Origin of the sequence: Vibrio sp. NC2 (assembly GCF_025195005.1) — a bacterium.
Classification (GTDB): domain Bacteria; phylum Pseudomonadota; class Gammaproteobacteria; order Enterobacterales; family Vibrionaceae; genus Vibrio; species Vibrio splendidus.
On record NZ_JANVFC010000022.1, the window covers coordinates 41,734 to 62,676 of the forward strand.

General features: G+C 42.6%; 22 protein-coding genes and 2 tRNA genes. 10 read left to right on the forward strand and 14 right to left on the reverse strand.

Going from position 1 to position 20,943, the window contains the following annotated elements; translation table 11 throughout:
• Nucleotides 1–34: 34 nt before the first annotated feature.
• The 7 genes from NX845_RS20135 to NX845_RS20165 all read right to left on the reverse strand — a co-directional run bounded on the left by NX845_RS20135 (nt 35) and on the right by NX845_RS20165 (nt 5,388).
• Nucleotides 35–184 carry a hypothetical protein gene (locus tag NX845_RS20135; protein ID WP_175400158.1) on the reverse strand — a complete coding sequence of 50 codons (150 nt, stop codon included), beginning with the start codon at nt 182–184 and terminating at the stop codon, nt 35–37.
• A gap of 94 nt (nt 185–278) precedes the next feature.
• On the reverse strand, nt 279–635 hold the full coding sequence (locus NX845_RS20140) for a hypothetical protein (RefSeq protein WP_065682787.1): 357 nt from the start codon (nt 633–635) through the stop codon (nt 279–281).
• A 237-nt stretch (nt 636–872) separates the two neighbouring features.
• Nucleotides 873–2,120, reverse strand: a complete 1,248-nt coding sequence (locus NX845_RS20145) for a RidA family protein (RefSeq protein ID WP_065682788.1) — start codon at nt 2,118–2,120, stop codon at nt 873–875.
• A gap of 578 nt (nt 2,121–2,698) precedes the next feature.
• Complete coding sequence (locus NX845_RS20150; RefSeq protein ID WP_241902545.1) at nt 2,699–3,160, reverse strand: GNAT family N-acetyltransferase; 462 nt, start codon at nt 3,158–3,160, stop codon at nt 2,699–2,701.
• A gap of 119 nt (nt 3,161–3,279) precedes the next feature.
• Nucleotides 3,280–3,630, reverse strand: a complete 351-nt coding sequence (locus NX845_RS20155; RefSeq protein WP_017081510.1) for a hypothetical protein — start codon at nt 3,628–3,630, stop codon at nt 3,280–3,282.
• Nucleotides 3,631–3,828: 198 nt separating this feature from the next.
• Nucleotides 3,829–4,293: a GNAT family N-acetyltransferase gene (locus NX845_RS20160; RefSeq protein WP_065682790.1), complete on the reverse strand. Its 465-nt coding sequence runs from the start codon at nt 4,291–4,293 to the stop codon at nt 3,829–3,831.
• A gap of 210 nt (nt 4,294–4,503) precedes the next feature.
• Nucleotides 4,504–5,388 carry an AraC family transcriptional regulator gene (locus NX845_RS20165; protein WP_004731459.1) on the reverse strand — a complete coding sequence of 295 codons (885 nt, stop codon included), beginning with the start codon at nt 5,386–5,388 and terminating at the stop codon, nt 4,504–4,506.
• Nucleotides 5,389–5,581: 193 nt separating this feature from the next.
• Between NX845_RS20165 and NX845_RS20170 the strand changes: the two genes are divergently transcribed.
• The 6 genes from NX845_RS20170 to NX845_RS20195 all read left to right on the forward strand — a co-directional run bounded on the left by NX845_RS20170 (nt 5,582) and on the right by NX845_RS20195 (nt 11,519).
• Nucleotides 5,582–6,730 (forward strand): iron-containing alcohol dehydrogenase, encoded by a 1,149-nt coding sequence (locus NX845_RS20170; protein WP_065682791.1) that lies wholly within the window; start codon nt 5,582–5,584, stop codon nt 6,728–6,730.
• A 225-nt stretch (nt 6,731–6,955) separates the two neighbouring features.
• Entirely contained in the window at nt 6,956–7,702 is a 747-nt protein-coding gene (locus tag NX845_RS20175; protein WP_311319419.1) for an amino acid ABC transporter ATP-binding protein, read from the forward strand.
• Nucleotides 7,702–8,499, forward strand: coding sequence for an amino acid ABC transporter permease (locus NX845_RS20180; RefSeq protein WP_009845515.1), 798 nt, complete (start codon nt 7,702–7,704; stop codon nt 8,497–8,499). The genes NX845_RS20175 and NX845_RS20180 overlap by 1 nt, the downstream gene beginning before the upstream one ends.
• 12 nt (nt 8,500–8,511) lie before the next feature.
• On the forward strand, nt 8,512–9,321 hold the full coding sequence (locus tag NX845_RS20185) for a transporter substrate-binding domain-containing protein (RefSeq protein WP_012600468.1): 810 nt from the start codon (nt 8,512–8,514) through the stop codon (nt 9,319–9,321).
• 134 nt (nt 9,322–9,455) lie between these two features.
• Nucleotides 9,456–10,382: an amino acid ABC transporter permease gene (locus tag NX845_RS20190; protein WP_065682792.1), complete on the forward strand. Its 927-nt coding sequence runs from the start codon at nt 9,456–9,458 to the stop codon at nt 10,380–10,382.
• Nucleotides 10,383–10,574: 192 nt separating this feature from the next.
• Complete coding sequence (locus tag NX845_RS20195) at nt 10,575–11,519, forward strand: ADP-ribosylglycohydrolase family protein (RefSeq protein ID WP_065682793.1); 945 nt, start codon at nt 10,575–10,577, stop codon at nt 11,517–11,519.
• Nucleotides 11,520–11,730: 211 nt separating this feature from the next.
• Here the strand turns inward: NX845_RS20195 and NX845_RS20200 are convergent, their stop codons facing one another.
• Entirely contained in the window at nt 11,731–13,737 is a 2,007-nt protein-coding gene (locus NX845_RS20200) for a TonB-dependent siderophore receptor (RefSeq protein ID WP_065682794.1), read from the reverse strand.
• Nucleotides 13,738–13,757: 20 nt separating this feature from the next.
• Between NX845_RS20200 and NX845_RS20205 the strand changes: the two genes are divergently transcribed.
• Nucleotides 13,758–14,981: an AraC family transcriptional regulator gene (locus tag NX845_RS20205; protein ID WP_260257094.1), complete on the forward strand. Its 1,224-nt coding sequence runs from the start codon at nt 13,758–13,760 to the stop codon at nt 14,979–14,981.
• Between the two features lie 335 nt (nt 14,982–15,316).
• Here the strand turns inward: NX845_RS20205 and NX845_RS20210 are convergent, their stop codons facing one another.
• The 5 genes from NX845_RS20210 to NX845_RS20230 form a co-directional block, all read right to left on the reverse strand.
• On the reverse strand, nt 15,317–15,877 hold the full coding sequence (locus NX845_RS20210; protein WP_017093702.1) for a hypothetical protein: 561 nt from the start codon (nt 15,875–15,877) through the stop codon (nt 15,317–15,319).
• 213 nt (nt 15,878–16,090) lie between these two features.
• Nucleotides 16,091–16,522: a GNAT family N-acetyltransferase gene (locus NX845_RS20215; RefSeq protein WP_260257095.1), complete on the reverse strand. Its 432-nt coding sequence runs from the start codon at nt 16,520–16,522 to the stop codon at nt 16,091–16,093.
• A 92-nt stretch (nt 16,523–16,614) separates the two neighbouring features.
• Entirely contained in the window at nt 16,615–17,109 is a 495-nt protein-coding gene (locus tag NX845_RS20220; RefSeq protein ID WP_260257096.1) for a GNAT family N-acetyltransferase, read from the reverse strand.
• Nucleotides 17,110–17,181: 72 nt separating this feature from the next.
• Nucleotides 17,182–17,520, reverse strand: coding sequence for a zinc ribbon domain-containing protein YjdM (locus NX845_RS20225; protein WP_004731484.1), 339 nt, complete (start codon nt 17,518–17,520; stop codon nt 17,182–17,184).
• Between the two features lie 183 nt (nt 17,521–17,703).
• Nucleotides 17,704–18,867 carry a threonine/serine exporter family protein gene (locus NX845_RS20230; RefSeq protein WP_017058966.1) on the reverse strand — a complete coding sequence of 388 codons (1,164 nt, stop codon included), beginning with the start codon at nt 18,865–18,867 and terminating at the stop codon, nt 17,704–17,706.
• Between the two features lie 525 nt (nt 18,868–19,392).
• On the opposite strand from NX845_RS20230, the gene NX845_RS20235 reads away from it, so the two are divergent.
• The 3 genes from NX845_RS20235 to NX845_RS20245 all read left to right on the forward strand — a co-directional run bounded on the left by NX845_RS20235 (nt 19,393) and on the right by NX845_RS20245 (nt 20,162).
• Nucleotides 19,393–19,467, forward strand: a tRNA-Gly gene (locus NX845_RS20235).
• A 38-nt stretch (nt 19,468–19,505) separates the two neighbouring features.
• Nucleotides 19,506–19,580: transfer RNA gene (locus NX845_RS20240), tRNA-Gly, on the forward strand.
• A 324-nt stretch (nt 19,581–19,904) separates the two neighbouring features.
• Nucleotides 19,905–20,162 carry a hypothetical protein gene (locus tag NX845_RS20245; protein WP_004731488.1) on the forward strand — a complete coding sequence of 86 codons (258 nt, stop codon included), beginning with the start codon at nt 19,905–19,907 and terminating at the stop codon, nt 20,160–20,162.
• A gap of 127 nt (nt 20,163–20,289) precedes the next feature.
• Here the strand turns inward: NX845_RS20245 and NX845_RS20250 are convergent, their stop codons facing one another.
• Nucleotides 20,290–20,874: a cupredoxin family protein gene (locus tag NX845_RS20250; RefSeq protein WP_260257097.1), complete on the reverse strand. Its 585-nt coding sequence runs from the start codon at nt 20,872–20,874 to the stop codon at nt 20,290–20,292.
• Between the last annotated feature and the right edge of the window lie 69 nt (nt 20,875–20,943).

Consider the following 20,943-nt stretch of genomic DNA (forward strand, 5'->3'; position numbering starts at 1 on the left):
TGGCGGTGGATCAAACATTCCACGAGTCTGTTTGCTAAAACAACCCAACCAGCAAAACTGACAATAACACTCCACTGATAAAACTTGGGGCATGAAATGGGCGAGCTTTAGATTTTACGTAATCTTTCTGAAGATCTTCTTGATAAGTTTTAACAGCGAGTTCTTTTACGTAGTTATTTTGCATAATAAGCTCCTTTTCAATGAGTAAGAGAAGCTTAAGACTTGAAGTTAGGTTGAGGTAAAGCAAAAATTCAGATTAATTGAACACTTTAGTTTTGTTACTCGAGGATTACCCTGAACACATCGTTATTCACACCGCCAACATCCACTAACTCTCCCGGATCCATATGAAGCGAAGTGTTGAGCTGTCTGGTCGATTGACGCGTTTTATCTTCTCGAATCACTAACATATCGACAAAATAGCCTGAGTTTTGCTTTGATATTGAGCCCGAGAAAGTAACACTCTCCTTTCTATTGGTTAGCACCGAACTAAATGTTTTATCCTCTAAAACACCTGCAGAGATGGATGTATCACCATAAAATAGCGTGATGGTTGTCGGATCAGGCATTAGCTTTTGATTAGACGAACAACCCATAAGGGATAGGCACAGCAGTAAAATAATTCGAAATTGCATAAACTGGTTTTCTTACGTTAAGCGTCTGTTTTTCATATTAAAACACTTCGACTTAATAATCACCATATGTCGGGTCGAAGCTTGGTTATATTGCTTCGAATAAGTTGTGTAGCGAGGCTTGGGATTGGCAGTATCTGTGGTGAGTTAGCAGATCAGACCGCCGGCTTATGTTTCGACTCAATGTTTAAGAGCTAAAGCCGAGATCTGATCGCTATTATCGAGAAGGGTGCAATTAATTTAAGCAACGACGTATTGTGGAGGTGTACCTTCACAGTTAGAAACTACAGCATCAATTTGCACTAAAGCATTCATTGGAATTTCTGAAACCCCTACTACCGTTCTTGCAGGCAGCTCAGCATTAAAGAATGCGGTGTAGATTTCGTTTACCGCATCAATGTCTGAAATATCCTTAAGTTGAATATTAATTTTCACCGTATCGTCCATGCTATGGTCAACACTTTCAATTATCGCCTTAATATTGTTTAAACATTGTTCCGCTTGCTCTTTTACACCACCAGCAACAATTTCATTTGTTTTCGGGTCTAAAGGCAATTGTCCTGAAATATGATTGTAGTGAGAGAAAGCAACAGTATGCGAATAAGGCATGAATGGTGCTGCAACAGTATTATTGGTTTCAATAACCAGTAAGCGAGTGTCTTCTGGTAATTGCGGCGGTGTACCGTCGCCATGTGAAACGGATGTATCAATTTGAATTAAAGCACCCATTGGTAATTCAGCTGCGTTAACAACGGTACGAGCAGGAACGTAGCTTGGGAAGAATTTAGCACATACTTCATTTACCACTTCCGCATCTGCGATATTTTTTACGTAGATAGTCGTTTTAACCACATCATTCATGACATGTCCGATGCTTTCTAAAATAGCTTTAATGTTTGATAGACATTGGGCCGTTTGCGCTTCGATACCACCATCAACCAACTCACCTGTGGTTACATCTATCGGTAACTGAGCTGAAAGATTGTTGTAGTGAGAAAAGGCCGCAGTCTGCGTGGACACAGCACTTTGAGGCGCATTATCCGTATTTCTTGATACCTTAACTAGTGCGCAAGGTGCTTGTGGTGTAGTGCCTTCGCCGTTTGAAATAAGAGCATCCATTTGCACTAGCGCATCGCTGTTTGGCAGTGCAGCTACACCGACAACGGTACGTGTAGGCAGGCTGTTGTTAAAGAAGCTTTTGTAAACTTCATCAATAGCATCGATATCAGAAATATTCTTAACGAAAACATTAATCTTCACGACATCATCCATAACATGGTCGATGCTTTCAACAATCGCTTTAATATTATTTAAGCATTGCGTTGCTTGGTCTTTAATATCACCAGATACTATTTGACCTGTTTTAGGGTCAACAGGTAATTGAGCAGAAAAGTTATTATAATGAGAAAAAGCGACCGTTTGTGTAGATACAGAATTAATTGGTGCGTTTTCAGTATTTCTTGAAATTTTAATGATATCGCTACTCATCGGAATTATCCTTTTAATAATATAGGAATACGTATTTATATTGAACAATCGTATTGGAAAGAATGATTAAAGTAGCGCCATGTTAAGTGAATTATTTTAGGGTAAACGTGATACCCGTCAGGCTATCACTTAACCATAAATCAGGGAGTTACAGAATAATTAGTCACAACACGACTAATTATCCGCAATAATAGGGCGAAACGAGTAATAAATTCTCTTTATCTTTTGATATATTCAACAATCATGAATACTCACTCAGATAAAGAGATGGATAACTTTCTAAGTTTAGAAAAGATTTGATAGGTTGTTCACATTAAAAGTCCTCAAATCCTCTTACTAGACTAATTATTGAGCTAACTATCTTATATACGTGCATAAACTCTTAGGCTGGTTAACTAATTATTTTAGAGGGCTGATATTATATAAACACATTAATAATATATTCGAAAATCGAATACCAGCAGACTAATATTACCTACCATTAGATACATTTGCTCATCTTGATTAACAAGGGGGATTGTGCTCGTTCGTGGTATTCGGAGAATCCATCCACTAGACGCCACCCAAATTTAAAAGTTTCAGCGTTGAATACCTAAGAAGTTAGACCACTTATCTTTTACTTCAGGTGTTAAATCTAACGTAAATTCGTAGCCTAAATGATTTTCACGAGTGACCTCAAACCCCAGATGCTTGTGAAACTGCACCGATAACTCATTGAGGCGTAGGACATTGCTCACTAAAACAGTTGAGTGGTTGTTTTTAAGTTGATCGGCAATGGAACGAAACAAAAAAAGGAATGCCGCCTTACTTCGATAGTTTGGATGCACCACAAACATAGGCACAAACCACTGACCATCTCCTAAATCACGTAGCGTTACATAACCAATTAATTTGTCTTGTCGACGATACTCAAACAACAACCCCTGCTCAATTGATTCAGCACGTGACGCCAAATAAACATCTCTTTCGATCGGAAACCCGGCTTCTTTAGAAATTGACTCCAACGTGAGCATATCTAGTTCCAAATACTCTTCCATCATTACCTTCTCAGCTAATATCTTACTGGCGAAACTTTAAACGTCATTGATGCACGAAACACACTTTAAGCGAAAATTTCCAAATATTAAGTATCATTGCAACTCATTTGTTCTACTGGAACTCAAAGAAGTTGAAGAACAAAGCAAGCAATAAAAGCGGGTAAACCAGCGATGAACAACACTAGCCCTGTGTGGTAGTTCATTCGGTAGTGTTCTTGTTGGTCTTTATCAAAATCATGGCCTTCGACCATTTTGTAGACTTTATCTGTTATAGGGTCATCAAGACGTGTCGTCTTACTATGAACACCACCTTCCCACATTAACTTCGCTAGAACCCAAATGACAATGACCACAAAAAATAGAAAGTCGACAAGTCTTGTCGTGGCAAAGAAAGGAAAAAACTGAGATAGCGCTAAAACTGCCAATGCTGCTGTTAGATTAATTAGTGCTACTTTCTTCAACAAGTCGAACAAAAGACCTCCTAGAGTATCAACATGATTTAAGCAGCTGTGACTGGAAATCTTCTAATGTCATCACAGACTCCAACTTTGGTGTATTCTTGAAAAACAACACGCATAGTCAACCCAGCCTCACTTCTCATCCAATTCATAAACTCACGGTCAAGCTCAGAACGCCATATGTGTTGAATCATTTTTGTGAAGCTTTCGAGTTCAAGGGTTAAAAGTCATTACCGACTCATTTCCTAAAGTTTGTAAGCACTCAAAACCTGATTTGTTGTACGTGCTTATCGCGTGAGTATTATTAGTAAAAACGGTGAGTCTTAATTCTGCTTCATTGCGTGACTCCAATAAAAGCTTAGCGAGATTTAGCATTTTGATGCTGATAGCACGTCCTCTAGAGCTTGAAGTCACAAACATTTGAATGACTTCTAAAGAAGAATCATCAATAGGTGTCAGTCCACATAAGCCGACAAGTTCTTCCCCGATAAATGCACCGATCATGACACTTTCCTGAGAAGCACCTTCAATTAGTCCTTCAAAATATAACTTTGGCATTTTTGACTGGGCTTCGTAACCAGAGCCAAAGCATTCTGGATGTAATCTCAAACTCTCAAGTCGTAGTGCGCGATACTTAAGGCTATCTTTGCTTTCTAGTATTTTACAATGAACGTCCATATTTCCTCACGTGAGAATAATCGCCGTTAGTCCGAAAAGTTTAACGCTTGAACGCAAATTCCTTCCTAACAACTTACTCATGACGACTATGTTTTGTTGTTTAATAACAGATGTTTATAAAACATCCGTTTTTCGGGCAACTAAAATATACAAACAATATTGCATAACATGAAATACCGCACGTTTCGGAACATAAATATTGAGTAAGGGCTAAACAGCTCTTGGAGTAGTATTGAAGTGGCGCTTAAATTCGCGACTGAATTGGGATGGGCTAGAATAGCCGACTCGACGAGCAGCATCGCTGATGCGAAGGCCTTCTAGCTGAATCAGTTCTTTGGCTTTGTTAAGCCTTACCTTCTTCAAATATTGAAGAGGTGATTCAAAGGTGACATTACGGAATGCATTGTGGAAGGCAGACACGCTCATGTTGGCTTCGTCGGCAAGCGATTGAACAGTGATGGTTTGGTCGTACTCTTCATGCACTTTAGACAGCGCTTTAGCGACACGTGCATAGTGTCCGTCATGATGAGCTAAATCAAACAGCACACGCCCTTCTGAACCTGTTAATGCGCGGTAGACAATCTCGCTGACCATGGCATCACCCAATATGTTGGCTTCAATGTCACAATGTAGAGTTTTGACCAATCGAGTAAAGCTCTCCAGCATTTGCTCTTCCATTGGCGCCGATTCTAAGCCGCTCGAATTCTGCTTGTGCTTGTTGCAGTAGCTCTCTAGAAAGCCTTGATCTTCCAGCTTTTTGACTAAGCTATGCAAGCGCTGAGAATCGATGCTTATCGACAAACCAAGCAATGGTTCTCCATTTACAGGCAAGGCTTCACACTCCAATGGCATTGGCACGCCTACCACAAGATAATCACCAGCAGCGTAAGTAACGGGTCTGTCGCCAATGTAGATGTTCTTTTTGCCCTGCCCGAGCATGATAATACCCGACTGGTAAGTAAATGGCTGACGCTGATTCCCGCCACTGCTTCTATACAACCACACACCGCCAATTTCAGTTTCTCTGATCCCTTCGAGATCATCCCAACCTTTGTGTTCTACATAAGACTGTAATAACTGCGCGAGTGTTTTCATAAGTGGCGACTTTCCATTCCAAGTGCTAAGAGTAAGTAAGCTAAAGCAGAGAAAGAATATCAATTTTGTAGAAATAGGCAATTTATTTGGAGGATCAGCTCTTCATCACCCTGGATTACTGTACTAATATGCAAATATAGAAATTGAGCAATCAAATAAAATAACAAATTGAGCTTTACACAAGGAATCTCTAATGCAATTCACTTATGTTAACCCTACAGTTATCCACTTCGGCCAAGGCCAAATCAACGCTATCAGCCAAGCGGTTGATACTTCGAAGAAAGTACTAGTCATCTACGGTGGCGGTTCAATCAAAAGCAACGGTGTTTACGACCAAGTTGTCGCTTCTCTAAAGGATCACGCTTGGATTGAGTTCGCTGGTGTTGAAGCTAACCCAACCAAAGAGACGCTAGATAAAGCCGTCGCTCTTGTTAAAGAAGAAAACGTAGAGTTCATTATCGCTGTTGGCGGTGGTTCAGTAATCGACGGTTCTAAGTACGTTGCTGCAGCGGCTAAATACGACGGCGACGGTTGGGATATCCTAGCGGGTAAACACCAAGTAACTGAAGCAACTCCTATTGGTGCGGTACTGACACTTCCTGCGACAGGTTCTGAATCTAACATGGGTTCGGTAATCACTCGTAAAGAGACTCAAGAGAAACTGGCATTCATGAACCCTGCGGTACAGCCTAAGTTTGCGGTTATGGACCCAGATGTAATGAAGTCTCTGCCAGAGCGCCAACTGATCAACGGTCTAGTTGATGCATGGGTTCACGTATGTGAGCAATACATCACAATGCCAACATACGCGATGGTTCAAGACGGTTACGCAGAAACACTGCTTAAGAACCTACTTGTACTGGGTAAGCAATACGACGAGCGTGACAACGACGCATGGCGTGCAAACCTAATGTGGACAGCAAACCAAGCGCTTAACGGCCTGATTGGTACGGGTGTTCCTCAAGATTGGGCAACACACATGATTGGCCACGAATTCACTGCGCTATGGCATGTAGATCACGCACGTTCGCTTGCGATTGTTCAACCTTCACTACTTCGTAATCAAATCGAAGCGAAGCGTGGCAAGCTAGAGCAAATGGGTCGTAACGTATTTGGCCTAGAAGCGGGTGCTGATTTAGCCGAGCGCACTATTGCTGCAATCGAAGCGTTCTACCACAGCCTAGACGTTCCAACGATGTTCGACGGTTACGAAACAAACAAAGCCACTGCGATTGATAGTGTTGTAGCGCAACTTGAGTCACACGGTTACCTAGAGCTTGGCGAGAACAAAGCAATCACGCCTCAGAAAACACGCGAGATTTTAGAGTCTGCGATTCACTAAGAATTGCTAAAGTAGAGAGAAAGCAAAGGCAATGGTCACACAAAGATGATTTTTTACATCTGACTGAACCCATTACTTATTTCTTTCGTACAAACAAAGCAGCGTTCATTTTGGGCGCTGCTTTTTAATTTGCCCTACAAGATGCTATTAAATTCTCATAAGTCCTTAATTTTATGTGCATTCAGATTTCTATATTGGTAAGGTAAACCTGTCTCTTTACTAGGTATGAACAACGATTTGAACAATCTCAAGGAAATGGTTAAGTTTAAGTCACTTAACAAGTGGTATGGTGATTTTCATGCCCTAAAGGATATCGATTTAAATATTGAACAAGGAGAGATAGTGGTGATTTGCGGGCCATCAGGTTCGGGTAAATCAACCTTAATCCGTTGTATCAATCAGCTAGAACCTTTCGAAAGTGGCGAGCTTTGCGTGTTAGAACAAGTATTTCCGAGTAAATTTAACACACCAGGCCAAGTCGGAATGGTGTTTCAGCATTTTCATTTATTCCCCCATCTTACCGTGCTTGAAAACCTGACTCTGTCTCCAATACGTACGCTGAAAAAAAGCAAACGAGAAGCCGAGAAGATTGCAATGCACTATCTCGAGCGCGTACACATCGCTGAACAAGCCAACAAATACCCAGTGCAACTTTCTGGCGGTCAACAACAACGTGTAGCTATCGCCCGTTCGCTGTGCATGAAGCCTGAATTACTGCTTTTTGATGAACCGACTTCAGCGCTTGATCCGGAGATGATTAACGAAGTGCTCGACGTGATGGTTGAACTGGCGAGCGAAGGTATCACCATGGTGTGCGTGACCCACGAAATGGGCTTTGCGAAACAAGTGGCCGACCGCGTTATCTTCATGGATGAAGGACAAATTGTGGAATCGAATACGCCACAAGCGCTCTTTGAAAACCCTCAACATGAACGTACTCAAGCGTTCCTAAATCAGATCCTGACTTATTAATGTTGATTCGAATTATTAAACCCGCCCTATCTGCTTTAGTACAGATTGTTGTACTGGTGGCTGCTGTTGTTTGGATTCTCGACTCTGGCGCACAAACCATGGGATACAGCTGGCAATGGGAGCGCGTGCCGGACTATATTGCTTTCTATGAAGATGGTGAATGGTGGCCAGCAGAATTAGTTGAAGGGCTACTGGTTACCATCAATATCTCTTTGATTTCTTTGGTCGCTACGTTGATCATTGGTTTAACGACAGCGCTGTTGAGAAACTCAAATTCTGTGGTTGGACGCACCTTAGCCACCAGCTATGTTGAGTTGATTCGTAACACGCCGTTATTAGTACAAATTTATTTGCTCTATTTTGTATTTGGCCCCGTATTAGGGCTCGATCGCTTTAGCACTGCCGTTTTAGCCTTGGCACTTTTCCAAGGCGCTTATACCGCCGAGATATTTCGTGCCGGTTTAAATGGTATTGCGAGAGGACAATTTGAAGCAGCTCAATCCTTGGGCTTATCAAAGACCTATACTTACTGGGATGTGATTCTTCCTCAGGTGGTGCAACGCACCTTGCCACCTTTGACCAATGAAGTGATCTCTCTAATTAAAAACTCTTCGATTGTGAGTGTCATGGCTATTTTCGACCTGACAACCGAAGCCAGAAACATCGTTTCTGAAACCGCGATGCCATTCGAGATTTGGTTCTCTGTGGCGATCATTTATCTTGCTCTTACACTTTCACTTTCTGCCGTTGCTGCTTGGCTTGAGCATAAGCTCGGGGCTAACTGGCGAACACAATAAGGATTTATCAGCATGAAGCTATTTAAAACCGCGATTACAGCCCTACTTGCGCTTGCCGTAAGTTTGCCTGCACTTGCTTCTGAAACGCCTAACCTCGATAAAATCAACGAACGTGGCTCACTGCGCGTTGGTATGTCGACATTTGTTCCTTGGGCGATGCGTAACAAACAAGGCGATCTCGTTGGCTTTGAAATCGACGTGGCGAAACGCCTTGCCGAAGATTCTGGTTGGAAAGTCGAATTTGTACCTACGGCATGGGACGGTATTATCCCTTCCCTATTATCGAAAAAATTTGATGTAATCATCGGCGGTATGTCTATCACTGAAGCTCGTGCTAAAAGCGTATTGTTCACTGAACCTTACTCGCACTCTGGCGTTCAACTGGCGGCTAACAAAGAGCTAGCGGAAGGTTTTACTCAGATCTCTGATTTTGATTCTCGCCGCGTAAAAATTGCAGCACGTCGTGGAGCATTCACGGTTCAAGTCGCTCGTGAAACCTTCCCTAAAGCGAAAGTTCTACAGTTCGATGACGATGCTCAAGCATTCCAAGAAGTGTTGAACGGCAACGCACACGCGGTTATCGCGTCTAGCCCGAAACCAGAACACGAAACGATCAAAAATGCAGACACGCTATTTATTCCATTTGAAGAGCGTCTATCAAAAGGTAACGAAGCATTTGCAGTTCGCCTAGGTGAAACTGACAAGGCAGAATTCTTCAACGAATGGATCAAAGCACGTACTGAAGACGGTTGGTTGAAAGAGCGTTACGAGTACTGGTTCTCTACTCTAGATTGGCAAGACCAGATTGCTCAAGGTCAGTAATCAGAACTTTTGCTAGTGAATCGAGGCAGTGCGTTGTCTGCACTGCTTTCTCATCGGCAACTTGATTCGCTCTATTGATGATCTAAAACTCAACAAAACAGCCTACTAATTATTATTGTTTAAACAGGAATGACGTGAGTAGTACTAGCGCATTAACAACACCTAAGCCCAACGTTTATATGAAGCCTTGGTATCAACGCCTTAACCTTTTGGATGGCGTGTTACTCGCTGTCATTTGTGTGTTTGCAGGCTGGCTTTATTATCGTTCCGCTGTTGGTATTAACTACCAGTGGCGCTGGGAAGATGCGTTTACCCTGATTGTTATTCCGCCTTCTCAAGGCAGTATTCCCTATTTTTTCCAAGGCTTGATCGCAACGCTGCGCTTAAGTTTATGGAGTATGGTGTTAGCACTCTCTTTTGGCACATTGTTAGGTGTGGCAAGACACTCAAAGATCGCTTTCTTCAAAACACCGGCACTGATTTTCATTCAGTTGGTTCGTAATATTCCGCCGCTGGTGTTTGTCTTTATCTTTTACTTCTTTGTTTCTAACCAGCTGATCCCATTGCTTGGTTTAGAAAGCATTTTACGTGAACACAACGGCGAGATTAATGCTGTTCAAGATTTCCTGTTCGGCCCAGCTAACCTTTGGGAAAACTTGGCGTCTGGTGTTATCTGTATTGGCTTGCTCTCTTCTGCTTATATTGCTGAAGTAATTAGAGCTGGCTTAGAAGGTATTCCTAAAGGCCAATGGGAAGCGGCCGATTCACTCGGTCTGTCTGCATTGTCTAAGTATCGATTTGTAGTCGGCCCGCAAGTATTAACGGCTATCACACCGCCATTGGCTGGCCAAGCAATATCTTTGGTTAAAGACACGTCGATTGTGTCTCTGATTTCTATCCAAGAGATGACGTTTGTTGGTACTGAAATGGCAAACTCTTCAGGTTTGATCTTTGAGATCTGGCTCATTGTAGGCTTCGTATATTTTGCTTTGTGCTTTGCGCTTTCACGTCTTTTCAAAGTAATTGAGCAGCGCTCTAGTGCCTATCTCAACCATCAATAACACCACCAATCAAAAATACGAATTCACCAGACTATTCATCGCCCTTATCAATTTCACCTGATTGGTTTAAGCTATTGACCAATCAGGACTTATCCCTTCATATTTCTTCTTAGAAACACAGCAAAATGCTCGCCTAATCACTATACTTAACGTATCGAACTACGTTGATTCTTCTCAAGGACATCACTCAACATGGACAATCATAAAGAAAGAGCTTTTTACGCCGTTGTTGGCGCATTGGTTGGAGACGCCGCTTCAATGGGGCTACATTGGCTGTATGACCAAGAGAGGATCTTACAGGTTGCTGGTTTTGAGCCTGAATTTCGCTCACCGAATCGGTTCGATTATCAAGACAAAGGCTACTTTGCGCACCAAGGTAAAACCGCAGGTGAGCAATCGCAATATGGTGCTCAGTTATTGGCGATGGTCGACAGCTTAGTCGACAACCAAAAATACGATGAAGCGAACTATATTCAACATTTCCGCTTCTGGTTTGATTTTGGTAGCAGTTGGCAAGGCTACATTGATAAAGCGACGCGCATGAGCTTGCTGAACATCCATCAATTAGAACTAGAGGACGCCCCGATTACTGCCTGTGGCGCAGACGATACGCAACTTCCTGCCGTCTCAAAGATCATCCCATTGGTGGCGTGTACTTACACCTCTCACACTTTGCCAGCCATGGTAGAGAGTGCGGTGCGAGTCACTAACAATAACGACAAAGCAGTGGAGTGGGCGCAAGCCATCACCCTATTGGTTCAAGCGGCAATTCAAGGCAACTCGCCCTTGCAGTCGGTAGAAATGGCGCGACAAACTTGCAGCAAGTTTATACACGATCAAATCGACGAAGCATTGGCTGATCCGGAGCTTTCGATTACAGATGCCGCGAAGAAGTTTGGATTGCATTGCGAATTGAGTGCCGCATTTCCCTTGCTGATTCGCATCATTGCGGGGGCCCAGAGCTTTAAACAAGGTATTCGAGACAACATCTTATGTGGTGGGGACAGCTGCGGGCGTGCGATTGTGATTGGCGCTGTATTAGCGGCGTGTTTCTACGAAGAAGATGGCGAAATTCCAACCGAATGGCTAAAACAAGTCGAACTCAATGGCGGTGTGCTGTCTTTGCCTATTGAATGACTCCCACAATAACGAACAAGGCAAAAGCGCCTTTCTTGCTCAAGAGCTCGAAAGGCGCTTTTCTTTTCACTAGCCACCTAAAGTAATCATTAAAAGTAATCACTTAAAAGAATGACTTAAAGGAATAGCTTCAGTTTTGGTCAATAACCTTTGCGGATCCCTACGACCGCCAGTTTATTGCGCTAACCAACCCTGAGAACTAGAACCTTCTCTAGAACCGATAAGCAGCGGAAAGCTTGTAGTTACGACCTGGTTCATAGTCATCCAAGGTAAAGCCTCTTGCTGTACCCGAACGAGACGCGTGTGAGGTGTATTGCTCATCAAACACGTTATCGATACCAAAGGTGACAGACAATCCATCCACATTTGATGGCACCCACTGAGCATACAGGTTATGAACGTCATAGCTTTCTTTGATCGGCTGACCATCGAATACATTGTCTTCGTCTTTAACAAACATTGAATTCCAACCAAAAATCGTTTCCAACGCTTCAGATTGATAGTCCAGTGTTAACGTGATGCTGTCGCCCATATCAATACTGCGTCCATTGCCACCCGCGACAGCGCCGCCTGTGTCTTTGTTTTTAGTATCTGAACGAGCATAAGAAAGCTTGCTGTTAAACATCTCGTAACCATAAGACAAGCTCGCCTCAAAACCCTTTATCTCGACATCACCTAAGTTGTAAATCAAGTAACTCTGGTTTGCGGGCTGATACTCTTCGGCAATGTAATCATCGATATTGGTTTGGAATACAGTTAAGTTTGCGCCAATAAAGTGATTATCTAAACGTTTATCGAAGCGCACACCACCTTGGGTGTTCTGCCCTGTTTCAGCCTTAATGTCGTCAGCTAAGAACGCTGCGTCTTGGTAAGCAATAAAGGTCTCCATCAACTCGGGTCCTTTGAACAGCGAACGGGTGCTCGCGAACAGCGTCCAATCTTGGGTCACGTCCCATTGCGTTGCCAACGACCATGTTACGTCGTCAAAGTCATCGTTTCCTGTTTCGGCTTTACGCTGGTAATCATCAAAACGAACACCTGCAGTGATCGAAAAGGCTTGAGTAAAGTAGAACTGGTCTTCAACAAAAAGTGCGGTAGAAATTGCTGACTCATCCATAAACTTACTGCTGCCGTAATAGCTGCTCGATGACTTGTCCATGTAGTCAAAGCCATAAGTCGCGATATTATCAAATGACATCAGGCGATAGTCCGATTGGAACTTAGCATTCAGGCCAAAGTTTTGGTTTTTCGCCGTATTGTTAGATAAGCGGTTCGATGGCCAACGCGGTGCCATAACACTTTCATCGCGCTGAATCTCGGTCTCTGTGTTGTACAGAGTGACGTTACCTTGATGACTTTCGCCACGCAGTTCATAACTTGCCGTAATAGTGTCACGGTCATAATCAGTTGGAATCAGGATATCGCTAGATAAGCCTTCGTTAGCACCACCTGACATATCTGGACGCGGGCTGTAATCACCACTATCACGATACAGATCATAAGAAAGTTCAAAGCGGTGTAAGTCACTTGGCTCAAAACCAATCTTACCGAGAATGTTGTAAACATCACCTTCTGACCCAAAGGTTTCATTACCGGCGCCGTCTTCGAAGTTATCACGACTCATGTAATGACTGTAAAGCATGGCATCGACGTTATCTGACAACAAACCATACACAGTGAGTGAACCTTGCTGGCTTGCGTTGGTTGCGTAACCGCCATAAACACGAGCACCAAAACTCTCGTCGTAACGAAGCAGGTCTTTGGCATCTTTGGTTTCAAACAGTACTGAGCCACCTAACCCATTTTGCGTCACCGAGTTATTACCCACTTGAATATCCGCTGACTTCAATATGTCTGGGTTTAGGGTTAAGTTACCGATATGGTGAAACATATTTGCGTGTTGAGAAGCACCATCCAGTCGAATATCTAAGTCAGTTTCACTCAAGCCACGAATAGTAATTCGTTGGTTGACCGAGTGCGTTCCCCCAACATCAACACCAGGGATTTCACGCAGCAGATCTGACATATGGTCAGCTTGCTTGAGTGACATGTCATCGGCAATGATCGATTCAGTGTTGCTTGATACTCTCGTTCCCCACACCACGACTTCATCAAAGTGCGATGTGTTCTCCTCTGCAGTTACAGGGCTGCTAAACGCGCTGGCAATAGCAATACAGAGGGCTGAAAGCTTGATTGTTGAGCTGACGGGGCTTTCCATAAATTCAATCCTAGATGTAAATGATAATAATTCTCAAACATGATAGAGTTGTAATTTGTAAATGCACAGATGATTTGCTTATGCAAAAACGCACAGATGTTATGAGGAACGGTCAAATGGGTGAAGTAACATCAAAGCAGACTCAACTTGCCGAAACGGCTGTGGCAAAAGCAAATGTATTAGCCAAAAAATCGACATTAACTAAGAAAATAGCCCTGACCAAAAAACTAGAACAGACGGAAAAGCAGATCATCGTGACGCAAGGCCAAACCAAGCAAACGTCACTTGCTGAGGGGAAATTCCTTTCTTACCAATACAATGACCAGATTTTTGTACATGGCGGTCGTTGTGTTGAATTGGTCGATAGCAACATCGTATCGACCGCCCACTCCGCCATCCTGATTACGATTCTTCTTGAGGGAAAGCTCACCTTTGGTTACGACGATCTCGAGTTCGATCTCGATGCCAACTCTGGCCCACAAGGTGTGGTGGTTAACCTTGCCAAGCCTGCCAACTTTAGGCGATCTTTAATCCAAGGTAATAAGATAAATAAGATCAACATCTTGGTTAAACCGCAATGGGTCGAGCCTCGTTTAAGTGACCACTGTTCTAGCAAATCATTCCTCGATTCACATAAGGCGTTTTACAACGTAAAGATTAACGCTGACATCATTCAACTCACGAACGCACTTACCAGCCAAGCGACACCAACCAACTTCCAAGATAAGCTTGTCGTAGAGACTCTGACCCAGCAGTTACTTGCTCAAACCCTGTCGCAGATGCCGATTCAATGTTGTCAGCTATGTACTTCCGATGATGACCTCACAAATACAGAGAGCACAGATCCAGTCATCGCCTCACACAATACAAACTCGAGTGTAAACCTTTATATGGCCAGTACATCAAAGAGTTTCGATGCCAAGATTGAAGACATCATCAGCTACATTGAAATCAACCTAGATCAACAACTCAGCCTTGAAAGCATCGCGAGTAAGTTCTCGATGAGCATTTCCAATCTTCAGCGTCGATTTAAGCAGTCTTACAACCTGACTATTAACGGTTATATCCGCTACCGACGTCTAGACATCGCGCGACAACACTTAGAACGCGGTTTGGTTTCGATAACCGAAGCGGCCTATGAAGCGGGTTATCAGCATCCTTCTAACTTCACCAGCGCCTTTAAGAAAACTTTTGGTGTTCCGCCCCATGAACTTGTAAAAAGTTCAGTCGCAAGAAACCGTTAGTTACTGAAACCAGTAAGATTAATAATTCCGAGTTAAAATTGGGAAATGAATGTCGATAACTCTGATTCTAGCGATGCTACAAACAGGTTTTGGGGTAGTATCGTCGCAAGGTTTTTACTTCGAAGATATTGCAGGCAAACAATTAGGAGCCAAAAGGAGGCTCAATGAAGAGTGCAGTTCTGTAGTAGTAACATTCGGGCATTACTGACTATCAAATCTAAGTCGCCCCTCAAAACTAATAAACTCAATGACACAGCGTACCATTGAGTTTATTTACAATTTCCAGCTAAGTTAACCAGTTTTAAGGCAGCTAGTACTTTGGAGCCGACGAACGATTAGAGCTGCTGACTCTTAGGAGTTTCTATATTCCACTCTTCACCGATAGTATCTGATACCGCAAGCAGACCCTCAAGGTAAATGGAAACTTCTTCACTTGATTCAACTGTGAAATAAAAGTCCTTCTCAGTTTCCTGAGCAGCAAAGATTAGGTCATCAGTTAAAGTCAATGTGTTGGGTTTAACCATGTACTCACTCGACATTTCGATAGAGTGGTAACGTTTATATCCGTCTACAGCGATCCCTCTTGGAACATTGCAGCGTGCTTCTTTAACAACGTAACTACCTGGCTTGATATTATCAAACAATACGTACTCTAGATCTTCGTAGACTGTCATTCTCAGCGTCTCCGGTTCTTGAGCGAGTTCATCACCAATCTTTTCGTACATTAGAATCGAAAAAGTATCACACGGATAAGCACTACCAACCTTAATGATCTTCGTAGTAATACCAATAGCTCCATCTCCATGAGGAGCAGATAGAGTATTCGACGCATTATGAGGTAACGTCATACAACCCGTTAAGCTAGCTACCAAAGCCATTGGCAGAAAATGTTTCATATAAAGCCTTTATTCTTATCAATCTAATTATTCGGCGACCCTATCATTAAAAAGCCGGACCGAAAACACAGATTCATAAAATATTGATATAGTTGGCATTATTTTATAATTCAACTGACAATTTTCTTATTACACGACCTCTGTTGGCAGATGAAGGCAACTATATGATGGAGATACAGGCTAAAGGAATGAGTTCATCTCAATTATTACTCACTATTCACGCCACATATAGACAAACTGGTCGTTTTGCGAGGTGATTTCAAAGCCAAACCTCAAGTACAACTCCCCAACTCGATTACCTTGCAGGTAACAAAGTTCGACTGGTTTATTGAGGCTGTCAGCCTTAGTTAAGCAATCTTTCAATACTTGGCTGCCAATGCCCTTTCCATGATACTCAGGCAGTAAGAAGAATCGACAAAAATAGAAATGTTCGCCTTTGTCTTGCAACAATACACTGCCAATCGCTTTGCCTTGATATTCAATGATTTCAGGTCGTTCTTCTGCCCACTCTTCAGCGTGTATATCTCGTTGAACCTGCTCATCCCAGCCAAATACGGCTTTGATCGGTTCAAACTCAGCGGCTTTCTTAAGCTCAAACAGAAATTCATAATCTGATGACTGAGCAGATCTTGTTGAATACTTCAAAATACCTCCAACAATAATTGGCTATGGTTTCATTTTCGTTTAAGCCGGAATTCAGAGCCCCCGACACAACCAAAAATGCCACGCTTAAATGTTCAATTTGGTTCTAGTTGGTAACGTAAGACCTCGTGTTTATCTTGCTCTGAGTAAAAGGTACTCAGGAATTGTCCACCGCACTTCTCAATCACTTTTTGCGAAGCTATATTGCCCCTCTCACACGTAATAATAGCGCTTTCGGACAATACGTGCCGTTGAACCCAAGACAACATATGACTTGCGATACCCCGCCCTCTGGTTTGCGGCAGGGTCTCATACCCGATATGTCCAATGACATCGTGAATGTACGGACTGGTACCATGACGAACTCTTATCACTCCAAGAATACGGCCAGACTCGAAACAAAAATACGTAGAAGCAGGCGTCCAACCTTCTGGCAGTTCCTCACCTTTTGAATAAGCAATTCGTCTTTCCAAATACGCATCACTGCCATCAGAAATGCCCGTGTAAATATCTAACCCATCTTCAACACAGGCGTTCACATAGTGATGAAAGGCAGTTGAATGCGAAAGAGCAGCTTTAACCATGTCCATATAATGTTGATTCTCCAACGGCTTCTACGCTATTTAATTCAGGAGAAACTCGCTATTTTGACCTATTATCGACTATTGCTTCTTAACGTACTTCGCGGTGACGAGCATTTCACCGCCACCATCCAGCTTGCAATCTAACTGGTGATCTTTGCCTTCATTAATTCGTCTGATTACCGCTTTAGTGCCGATTTTCAGTACAGAAGAACTGCCTTTGATTTTTAGATCTTTAATGAAGGTAACTTTATCGCCACTTTCCAATACAACGCCATTTACGTCCTTAACACGCGCGGCTTCTCTTTCTAAACGCTCTTCTTCTGGGTTCCATTCGTAGGCACACTCAGGGCAGATTAGGTTGTTTTGATCTGGGTAGACATATTCAGATTGGCATTGCGGACAAGGAGGTAGAGACATACGTTAATACTTCATTTAAATAGAATTTGCGTCCATTTTAATGACTCTTGTTAGGCTTAGCGAGCACAAACCGAACCAATTTTCGGTAGCGTAATTTAACGTAGAAAAGAACAGCACCTAAAACGAACGAACAAACACAGCCATTAAGCTGTGTTTGTTTAAAGGTTTGAGAAGCGGAACGGCTTAACGTTCGACTTTTGGTGAGTAAATCGAGTAAGCGGTGATTTGCCCTGCCACGATTGCAGAGAACATGAATAACGCCGACAAACCAATACTCGGAATAGGCAGAATCGATTGTTCAAACACCGACTGGCTGGCACTCACTAATACTCGACTACCCGGAACCAAGATGATGATCCCTTGCACGATATAAATAGAGCCCGTGAGCTCCATCTTTTTAGCAATCCAAGTTCCGTACAAAGTAATAAGAACCGTCGTAACCCAAGTGCCGACAACCCAACCACTATCAAAACCTAGATAGAATGGTCCCCACATACCGAGAACGGCAACTGGCAAACCAAGTAAGATGTCTTTAGGGCGAGCATTGAACATCACACCTATAGACACAGAGATCAGCACCAAGCCAGATATGTGCATCCACATCGGTACCGCATTGGTATAGTCGATGGAGACCGCTTGTCCCCATATCGCTTCACCGATGTTGAGCCCCATGATAATCCCGACAAACAGCTTAATCAGGGTTAAGGCGCTCTGCCCTAGCAAGCTGGTACCAGAAACCAAGTCATTAAACGCCAAACATTCTAGTGCGTTGGCTATGGATAACCCGGGGACAAACAAGACAATCGAGGCGATACACAATGCCCACACTGGTATCGGCAATCCTGTACTCGCCAAAAACGCCACGAAGATACCCGTTAACAATGCAGAGATGAATTCAACTGCGATAGCGCGACGTGAATGAAGAACTTGCTGACATACCCAAACCATCAAACCCAATAACGCAGAAAAGCCCACCGCTTCCAACGTACTGCCCACCAGCATCAAATACGCAGGCGGAATACCCATATTGGCAAGTGCAGTCACAAATTTAGAGTAACCGACAGGCTCTGGTACAGGCTCACTGCTTGGCTGGTTAATACGAATGATCGTATTGGCCAACAAACTCAAGTTAATCGACGCAGGCTTTAGACGCTTAAGAATAACGGCGTTGTTATCGTCTGGAAACTGATAATTAATCGCGGTTGGCGTTGCTTGGATCATCACATCCACACCATGCTTTTTAGCATAATATTGTGTATATTTTTCAAGCTTATACGGAGCGCAACCACTGCGGTGAAGAGTATCACCAATTTCAACAATTTTGTTAATTCGGAACTGAGAAGGCATGGGTATTTTAGGGGAGACAAAATGTGCGGCAAATGTACCAAACGATAGACGGAATGACGAGGCTTTTGCGTGAATTATCAACTGAACTCGTTACTTTTTTCTGCAAAGGCTTAGAAGTCTCTATAACTCTACTCATTTGGGATTAGTTTACTGAATGTTTTGACCAGCGAATAAGTTAAATTTATGCATTCAGATTGTTATTAATGAACGCCGAAACACGAATAAAAATCAGTTTATGTTAACACTCCAAATTCCTTAATTTTCATGAAATTTATGACAACCAAGCACTACTAAAGCATGTTTATAAATTGACGCGGGTTTATCGCCAAAAGCAGCATGACATTTACTATTATTTCTCGCCCTCCTTTTAACGAGATTTTAGTCACATTTTATTCACTCTCATAACGCCAGATATGATTGAAAAACTAGCGGAGTGGTGGTTATGCGAGCACTTAGAATAAAAATGAAAGAAAAAGGTTTCGTTTTCAGTTAGATGTGGCATTATCAAACTCGTTAAGACGATGTGCGTACATCGTATAATGGCTATTACCTCAGCCTTCCAAGCTGATGATGCGGGTTCGATTCCCGCTGTACGCTCCAGTCTTCTTGATGCCTCAGTCTTACTCATAAGACAGTGTGCGTGCATCGTATAATGGCTATTACCTCAGCCTTCCAAGCTGATGATGCGGGTTCGATTCCCGCTGCACGCTCCAACTTCTTCTTACGCTCCATGACGTGCTTTCTTCCAGCAATACCCTATTCAAAAACTTTCTCCGTTTGCTAAATCCATAGTCATTAAATCTATACTGATTAAACTAATTTGGTTTAAGCTTAGATTGACGAATCAACGCTAAGTGACCAACCAAAGCTATTAACTCCTTAAATCGCTTCGTATTTCTGACACCTATCCAAATCACACATTGCAGTTCAGCTTTTAATGATTTTCAAAATTGTTCCAATTTAATAATCTTGGTCAATATCCGAAAAAACAGTTGTGTTAATGTGCGCGCATTAGCAACAACCCATAAATAATAAAAATGTTTAAAAGCAATGAGTTAACAATTAACATCGAAGCAATTAATGTCGCTTTAGCAAAAGTCGAAAATGCCAATAAAATTCAGCTAGATACATTGAAAGGTTATGTGAACAGCGAGCCTGAACAAGCTGTACTGGCTTTTCGATCGCTGAATGAAGCAGAATCAATCGACGACAAGTTTAAAAAGATCATGGCAGAGCTACCGCACCTGAGCGGCGAAGCACACCACCTGCTTGAAACTTCTATCTTGCTACAGTGACTATGAATAAAGATAAGCCTCAACGAATCTCTCTCAGCAAAGCGCTTTGGGCATGAGTTAAGACTTATCTTTAATTTTCTTGCCCCCATTGAATTATCTAATTCAACAAAGCGCTATTAGTTAACGTCTAAAGCGTTAACGACTTCACCATACCCGCTTCAGCGTGACCAGGGATATTGCACGCTAACTCTACGTTATTATCACCATGGAAATGCCACAGCAATTGCTTCGCTTTACCCGGCTTAACTGTAACTGTGCTACCCGAGTCATGGGCGTGATTACCCGTGTTTTTCATCATTTCACGGTGCTCTAATTGCTCTGAAGCAGACCCAATCGAGAATTCGTGATCAATCTTGCCTGTGTTCATCACAACAAACTGCACCACGTCGTTCTGCTCAATATCAACCTTATTCTTAAATGTAATTTTCATATCATCACTTAGTAGGACATGAACCACTTTATCCGGTTTTGCGCCTGTCGCAGGCATACCCACTTCAGACATGCCTTCCATATTCATCATCGAATGGTCCATCTTTCCATCCTTCATCATGCTGTGATCCATTTTTGAATGATCCATCTCTCCATTTTTCATCATTGAGTGTTCCATGCCTGAATGATCTTTACTTGAATGGTCAACAGCGGAGTGGTCCATTTCAGCAAAAGCCGTTGCAGTAGTTAACGTCAGTGCAATCGCAATAAGTGTCTTTTTCATGATCGTTCCTTAGATAAATTCAGTTATTTATTTGTTAGTTTCACATGTTTATGTGGTAGGCCCTTACCC

Coding starts and splice junctions, on each gene's coding strand:
- NX845_RS20195 (WP_065682793.1), top strand. CDS start 10,575: ATGGACAATCATAAAGAAAGAGCTTTTTACGCCGTTGTTGGCGCATTG.
- NX845_RS20225 (WP_004731484.1), bottom strand. CDS start 17,520: ATGTCTCTACCTCCTTGTCCGCAATGCCAATCTGAATATGTCTACCCA.
- NX845_RS20170 (WP_065682791.1), top strand. CDS start 5,582: ATGCAATTCACTTATGTTAACCCTACAGTTATCCACTTCGGCCAAGGC.
- NX845_RS20175 (WP_311319419.1), top strand. CDS start 6,956: ATGAACAACGATTTGAACAATCTCAAGGAAATGGTTAAGTTTAAGTCA.
- NX845_RS20160 (WP_065682790.1), bottom strand. CDS start 4,293: ATGGACGTTCATTGTAAAATACTAGAAAGCAAAGATAGCCTTAAGTAT.
- NX845_RS20230 (WP_017058966.1), bottom strand. CDS start 18,867: ATGCCTTCTCAGTTCCGAATTAACAAAATTGTTGAAATTGGTGATACT.
- NX845_RS20220 (WP_260257096.1), bottom strand. CDS start 17,109: ATGGACATGGTTAAAGCTGCTCTTTCGCATTCAACTGCCTTTCATCAC.
- NX845_RS20165 (WP_004731459.1), bottom strand. CDS start 5,388: ATGAAAACACTCGCGCAGTTATTACAGTCTTATGTAGAACACAAAGGT.
- NX845_RS20210 (WP_017093702.1), bottom strand. CDS start 15,877: ATGAAACATTTTCTGCCAATGGCTTTGGTAGCTAGCTTAACGGGTTGT.
- NX845_RS20145 (WP_065682788.1), bottom strand. CDS start 2,120: ATGAGTAGCGATATCATTAAAATTTCAAGAAATACTGAAAACGCACCA.
- NX845_RS20140 (WP_065682787.1), bottom strand. CDS start 635: ATGCAATTTCGAATTATTTTACTGCTGTGCCTATCCCTTATGGGTTGT.
- NX845_RS20245 (WP_004731488.1), top strand. CDS start 19,905: ATGTTTAAAAGCAATGAGTTAACAATTAACATCGAAGCAATTAATGTC.
- NX845_RS20135 (WP_175400158.1), bottom strand. CDS start 184: ATGCAAAATAACTACGTAAAAGAACTCGCTGTTAAAACTTATCAAGAA.
- NX845_RS20180 (WP_009845515.1), top strand. CDS start 7,702: ATGTTGATTCGAATTATTAAACCCGCCCTATCTGCTTTAGTACAGATT.
- NX845_RS20200 (WP_065682794.1), bottom strand. CDS start 13,737: ATGGAAAGCCCCGTCAGCTCAACAATCAAGCTTTCAGCCCTCTGTATT.
- NX845_RS20185 (WP_012600468.1), top strand. CDS start 8,512: ATGAAGCTATTTAAAACCGCGATTACAGCCCTACTTGCGCTTGCCGTA.
- NX845_RS20205 (WP_260257094.1), top strand. CDS start 13,758: ATGATAATAATTCTCAAACATGATAGAGTTGTAATTTGTAAATGCACA.
- NX845_RS20150 (WP_241902545.1), bottom strand. CDS start 3,160: ATGATGGAAGAGTATTTGGAACTAGATATGCTCACGTTGGAGTCAATT.
- NX845_RS20250 (WP_260257097.1), bottom strand. CDS start 20,874: ATGAAAAAGACACTTATTGCGATTGCACTGACGTTAACTACTGCAACG.